Origin of the sequence: Pseudonocardia sp. Ae150A_Ps1 (genome assembly GCF_001932315.1) — a bacterium.
Classification (GTDB): Bacteria; Actinomycetota; Actinomycetes; order Mycobacteriales; family Pseudonocardiaceae; genus Pseudonocardia.
Window position 1 is genome coordinate 57,919 of the sequence record NZ_MCIJ01000003.1, and the last position, 6,021, is coordinate 63,939.

5 protein-coding genes, 2 pseudogenes and 1 other annotated feature are annotated in these 6,021 nt (G+C 67.3%); of the genes and pseudogenes, 4 read left to right on the forward strand and 3 right to left on the reverse strand.

Annotated elements, in window-relative coordinates; translation table 11 throughout:
- A pseudogene (locus Ae150APs1_RS34120) lies at positions 1-661 on the reverse strand (IS3 family transposase); the annotation flags it as partial.
- Positions 252-380, reverse strand: a sequence feature (AL1L pseudoknot). Its footprint overlaps the pseudogene before it by 129 nt.
- Positions 662-714: 53 nt before the next feature.
- On the opposite strand from Ae150APs1_RS34120, the pseudogene Ae150APs1_RS29695 reads away from it, so the two are divergent.
- The 3 genes and pseudogenes from Ae150APs1_RS29695 to Ae150APs1_RS29705 all read left to right on the forward strand — a co-directional run.
- Positions 715-933, forward strand: a pseudogene (locus Ae150APs1_RS29695) (transposase family protein); the annotation flags it as partial.
- A gap of 36 nt (positions 934-969) precedes the next feature.
- Positions 970-1,191, forward strand: a complete 222-nt coding sequence (locus Ae150APs1_RS32410; RefSeq protein ID WP_075303015.1) for a hypothetical protein — start codon at positions 970-972, stop codon at positions 1,189-1,191.
- 8 nt (positions 1,192-1,199) lie between these two features.
- Positions 1,200-2,939, forward strand: coding sequence for an ATP-grasp domain-containing protein (locus Ae150APs1_RS29705; RefSeq protein WP_170918216.1), 1,740 nt, complete (start codon positions 1,200-1,202; stop codon positions 2,937-2,939).
- A 1,115-nt stretch (positions 2,940-4,054) separates the two neighbouring features.
- On the opposite strand, the gene Ae150APs1_RS29710 is transcribed toward Ae150APs1_RS29705, so the two are convergent.
- The gene (locus Ae150APs1_RS29710) at positions 4,055-4,264 is read right to left on the reverse strand and encodes a hypothetical protein (RefSeq protein WP_075303019.1); all 210 of its coding nucleotides are present in this window, start codon (positions 4,262-4,264) and stop codon (positions 4,055-4,057) included.
- A gap of 66 nt (positions 4,265-4,330) precedes the next feature.
- A complete protein-coding gene (locus Ae150APs1_RS29715) occupies positions 4,331-5,200 on the reverse strand; it encodes a hypothetical protein (RefSeq protein WP_139317648.1) in 870 nt (289 codons plus the stop codon).
- A gap of 265 nt (positions 5,201-5,465) precedes the next feature.
- Between Ae150APs1_RS29715 and Ae150APs1_RS29720 the strand changes: the two genes are divergently transcribed.
- Positions 5,466-6,021: transposase (locus Ae150APs1_RS29720; RefSeq protein ID WP_212567357.1), on the forward strand; the 556-nt coding region annotated here is incomplete at its 3' end.

Below are 6,021 nucleotides of genomic sequence, written 5' to 3' on the forward strand. Positions count from 1 at the left end.
CGGATGGTGGTCCGCGGCACCCGCTGCCGCCGGACACCGCGCAGGCCTGCGGCTTTCATGAGCCGGCCGACGGTGCACCGCGCGACCGGCCGGTCGTCCACGCCGCCTTCGCGGCCCAGCTGTGCCCAGACTTTCCGGACGCCGTAGACGCCGTAGTTCTCGGCGTGCACGCGTGCGATCTCGGCGGAGACGAGGATGTCGCGTTCCGCCCGGGCCGAGGGTGGACGGGTCTTCGCCGCATAGTAGGCACTCGGGGCGATCGGGATACCGGCGTCTTTCAGCACGGCACAGATCGGCCCGACCCCGAACTCGTTCCTGTTCTTGTCGATGTAGTCGGTGACTACCGTTGCGGGCGGTCGAGCTCCGCCGCGAAGAAAGCCGAAGCGGACTTGAGAATGGTGTTGGCCCGGCGGAGTTCACGGGTCTCCCGCTCCAGCTCCGCCAGCCGAGCGGCCTGATCGGTCGTCGTCCCAGGCCGGGATCCAGCGTCGATCTCGGCTTGCTTCACCCAGCCGCGCAGGGTTTCCGGAAGGATTCCCAGCTGGTCACCGATACGGCGGCAGACGTTCGTGCCGGCGTTGACAGGGTCGGCCTTGGCGTCGAGGACCAGCCGGATCGCTCGTTCCCGCAGCTCGTTGGGGTGCTTCCGTGGGGCTGCCATCGCTGCTCATCATCTCCTGGCTTGACACCCTCCATCAAACCCGGTGCGAGACAGTCCGGACCCCCTACAAACGCCACCGGACCCGACCGCGCCTGTCACCCGGACAGAAAGCGGTGAACCGTGCTCACGCCCGGATCCGGTGCCGAGTCGAGCAAGCCGTCGCCGAACTCAAACGCTGGCACGTGGTGGACCGGTTCCGCTGCTGTCCCCACCGCGCGCACACCATCATCGCCGCGATCACCGTCCTGAACCGCATCGAAACCCGCCGCTGACCAGCACAAACACGATGGAAAAGGCTCCCTGCACGAGTGCACGAGACCGGTAGCGGCCTGGAGCTTCAGCTCGACACCGGGCAGCGCCTCGGCCTCGTCCACCTGGGGCAGTCGGAGTATCGGTTCGCCGGATGGAGCGAGGAGCGCACGCTTCAGCTGTTCACCGACGGTCCGACCCCGAGCGCCGTGCTCCGCACGCGCGCCGGACGCCAAGTGCAACAGCTGACCGTGCCGGTGACCCCGGGCCAGCGGCGATGAGCAGGTCGATGCCGCTGGCACAGGATCGGCCAGCCGTTCTGCTCACGACTGATCTCGTCGTGCTCTGCCGGCACCTGAACCTGATCGCGGAGATCCGGACCCGCGGCTACGAGCCGGTGGTCGTCCTCGGACCCGAAACGAGTTCCGACGAACTCACCCGGCGCAGAGCTGACCCTACACATGCGTTGCACGACGCGGTCGAGATCGTGCACCTGCCGGACTACTCGTTCGAGACGCTGCTCACCGCTACTACAAATTTGGGCCAGCGCGTCGAGATCGGTGCGGTGCTGAACTGCGGGGAGCTGTTCGTCGACTCCGCGGGGGCGCTCGCCGAGGCACTCGGGCTGCCCGGGCCCGGTGGGCGCGCGTCACGGATCGCACGCAACAAGCCGCTGCAGCGGCTCTCCGCGCCGGGCCTGGCGCCGCGATGGTTACCGCTCGGTCCCGGTCGAGACCCGGCGGCCGCCGATGACTGGCAGCACTACCCGGCCGTGCTCAAGCCGGTCGGACGGATGTCGAGCTCAGGCGTCCGGGCGATCAACTCGCCCGCCGACCTGTCCACCGCACTGCAGGGGTATCCGGCCGGGGAGTTCCTTCTGCTCGAGCAGCGGGTGGGTGGGCCGGAGTTCTCCGTGGAGTCCCTCGTGCACGACGGGGAAGTGGTGTGGGCCGACGTTACGGCCAAGACCACCAACGAGAGCACGACGTCGTACTTCACCGAGACCGGCCATGTGTCACCCGCCGCCGCGCTCAACGACGTCGGACGCGAAACCCTTTTGGATGCGAACACCGCGCTGCTGGCGGCGATGTCGTTCGGCACCGGGATGAGTCACGCCGAGTTCCGGCTGTCCGACGACGGCGGCCGAGCGGTACTGATGGAGGTCGCCGCACGCCCCCCCCCCCCCGGCGACGCCATCATGAGGCTGTGGCAGCTCTCCTCCGGCGCGGCGATCGAACCGGACCTTGTCGATCTCGCGCTTGGCCGCCGCATTCCGCCACGGCGCACCCGCCGCCGCTGGGCGCAGCAGGTCTACCTCGACCACCGTCGCGGCCGGTTGCGCGACGTGCTGAGCGACGAGGCGCCCGTCAGCTGGATCACCGACGACGACCCGCCCCGGCTGTGCGCCGTGGTCGTCACCCGCAGCCGGGGCGAACCTCTCGGTTTGAGCACCGATCCGATCGAAACCAGCCCGGATGTCACCCCAAACGCGCACGCAGTCGCCCGCATCCTGGACTCCGAACCGGTGCTGACCGACGTCGCGCCCGCCGGCGAGGTCGTGCCCGGAATGACCCCGAATACGATCTTGATCTCCGGCGCGCCACTACCGTGGGAGGCCTACACTGGTGGGCAGCGTCGCGCCATTGTCGGCGCTGCCGTCTTCGAAGGACTGGCAGCCGACGAGGCCACAGCCGATGCCCTCCTGAACTCGGGCGACATCGTCTTGGAGCCCTGTCACGATCACGGCGCCGTCGGGTCGTTGACCGGGGTGACGACATGGTCGATGCCAGTCGTCGTCGTACGCGATGAGACCCAACCCGGCCATCCCCGTACCGAACCAACGACCCGCCGGCTCCCCCTGAGCCGCCGCCTTCGCGTAATAACCAGGCCCGCCCACAGTCTCACCCTTGGGACTCGTGCGCGGCGCAACCCGACCCACGCACGAGGTACTCCACCGCCCCCGCGCCCACCGCGATCACCCGCAACACAACCCACACCCTACCCCGCCGGGCCGAAGAGCATCAGATGATGCATAGGTTCTGTGGCCTTTGACCTTGAGCGGTCGGGCCCGGCCGCTCAGAGCGGTAGGCCGACAGGTGCGTCCAGACGGCGGTCAAGGGGCGACCGGCGCCGCGCAACGGCAAGCCGACCCGGACCGCAGTCGCCCTCGGGGCGGCGAGGACCGGAAGCGGCGCGGCAGCACCCGCCCGCACTGCCCCCCTCTGCCCCGAGCCCGCGGCGGACACCTCTCGATGCCTCACGAAGAACCTTCCCCGCAAAAATTCCCCAGCGCTCACGCCCCGAGAAACATTCGAATCCCGCCAGGGGCTTCAACCTCCGCTGCCGACCAGGACAACGGCTTGCGGCTGGCAACACTGACTCGATAGGAGCCACTTTTCGGGACACCATCGATTCTAAAGCTAAACTGGCACGAACTCCCCACGATGACGGAATCCTTCAGATGTCCAGAGCCGATTAATTCCCTCTTTGAATTTAGCACCGAGATCCGCGCTCCTGCTCGGATTTCACCGAATTCTCCGAATCCAGCGCAACCACCAGAAGACAGAGGGGAGAACCCGTCAGGAATTTTCCGAGAAGGTGCGGTCATCAAGCCCACGAGATTGCCCTCTATGGGGATCCTAGCGCCTTCTGACATGAGCAGAAACCCTGCCGCTGCAAGCAGGGCAAGGAATGTCAACCCGGTCGCCACTACGATAGCCCAAACTCGCTTCGAGCGGCCCTTGATGCTATTCGGGCGGGGCTTCTGGGTTCGAAATGGAACCGTATCCTGATCATCATTTCGTAGCGGCCCTGGGCCTTCTCTACGACTAGCCGGACTTCTGTTTTGGCTCGCCGGATCGAAAAGGTTCACAGTTCAACTCTCATTTCCCTACGGAACGCCTATAAATGGCGCAACTCGGATACGTTCGATACACCGCCGTGTCGACAGCGTGAGGGGTGATGCGGATTCGTAGCGCGCTGCGGGCTACATCGTGGGCGGAGAACCGCGGGCGATCCCGACGACGGCGACGTGTCCAGGCATGCCGGACCGTCGCGGTGAGCTACCCAGCCAGGCCACCGTGATCAACAACGGACCGGAATCGTCGCAGCACCACCACTCGTACCGCGGCCCCGCGGTCGCGGCTACTCGAATTCTTCCTCGGTGGACCGCCACGCCACCCGGCCGGTGCCCACGGCCACGATTCGTACTTCGTCGATCTCGGCGTCGTCGACACCTTCGATCGCGACTGGAATCGCTGCCTCCACCGTCGGATAGATCGTCGTGAACGCCGCGGCTGGTAGCCAGTCGCTGGACAGCTCGACATCGGCCTCGATCCGATATCCGCGGCTCACCGCATCAACCTCGGGCCCAGCTTCGAAAGCCCAGGGCTCGGAAGGGGACGACATGGCGGGCCGGGGTTATCGCCGCGCCGCCGCCGGCTGCGGTCGGTCTGGTTCAGGGGTGCGGTCGCCGGCTTGTGAGACCGGTATCCGGACGCGTAACCCGACGAGCAGCCGTGGGCTCCACACCCGTTCCCGGGCCAGCCCGACCAGTAGCTTGTTCCGTCGTAGCCAGTCCACCGCCGCATTGACGCGGGGCTGCCCGAGCTCGGCGTGCAGCTCGGGTGTGATCTTCCCGTGGGCCCGCCCTGATTGCAGCAGCACGTCGGCGGCAGCGTCGGCTGCCTCCCGGGTTTCTGCTGCTGGAGCGAGGTGATCGAGAACGGTCGTGATCCGCGCGGCCAGGGTTTTCTGATCAGCTGAGTAGATCGGCGCAGCCAGCGGGGCCAGCAACTGCAGATCCACCCGATACCACGCCAAAGCCCCTAGTCCGCCCGAGGTCTTTTTCTTCCTGCCGGACAGGGTCCCGGTCATCGGTCCGGTCGGTTCCATGACCAGCAGCACCGCCGCACCTGGGACGTTCTCCCGCGTTTCCTCGATGTAACCGGACCACTGCGGCTCGATCGTGAAATCAGCGAGCGTCAGACCCGCTGTCTCGGCCAGCTCGGGCAGCCCGTCAAGGCCACCGGGGAGGTCGTGACGGGCGATGACCTGCAACGGCAGGCGGGCATCCCCGGACGACGCGCGCGCCGCTACCGACGACCCGGCGCCCAGCAACACCGCCTGGGCCGCCGGCACCACCGCAGCCCGTTTCCTTCCGTTCCTCAACCGCCGCATCGACCCCGGCCCGAACGGGAACGACACCGGCGCAGGCCCGGACTCGGACTCGGACTCGGACTCGGACTCGGACTCGGACTGCATCGTGGTCTTCCTGTTCTCGGTGCTCATGCTGGTCTCATCGTCGGCCGGGGCCAGCGAAGCGGCTGTCATGCAGCTGGTGGGCTACAGCGACGGTGCGTGCGTGGCCGCCCCGGGTCTTCGCCACGGGCCTTACCCCCGGATCTTGGACACGGGGGTTGATTACGCGGCTGTTGTTGTGAGGGTAGTCCGGAGTGTCTGTTCGTAGGTGTTCGGGGTGATGTTGACCCCGCTCGGCGGACGCAGAAGTGAGGAGACGTAGGGTCCGACGATCTTGTGAAGGAGATCGTCCGTCGTGCCGAAGCCCTACCAGCCGGAGTTCCGGCGACGCGCCCTTGATTTGCTGGCCTCGGGACGCTCAGTGCGTGATGTGGCGACGTCGTTGGGCATCGCGGAGTCGTGCCTGCATCGCTGGAAGTCCCGGGATCTGCTCGAGCGCGGACTCAAGACCCCGATCCCGGAGCAGGTCGAGTCCGCCGCGCTCACCGCGGCCGAGGCGCGGATCGCCGAGCTGGAGACCGAGGTCAAGATCCTGCGTAAGGCGGCGGTCGCAGTGGAGAAGGTGGTGCCCCCAAAAGCCCGGTTCGCCCTCGTCGCGGAACTGGCCGCTGAGGGCGTACCGGTGAAGCAGGCCTGTCTGTCCCTCGGGGTGTCCCGGGCGGGCTTCTACGAAGCTCGTAGTCGCCCACCCTCGGCACGCACGATCCGACAGGCCTGGCTGGTCGATCAGATCACCGCGGTCCACGAGGCCTCCCGGCAGACCTACGGGGCACCGAGGATCCGCGCCGAACTCGTCCTGGGCCAGGGCGTGGTCGTGTCCCGCAAGACCGTCGCAGCGTTGATGCGCCGCG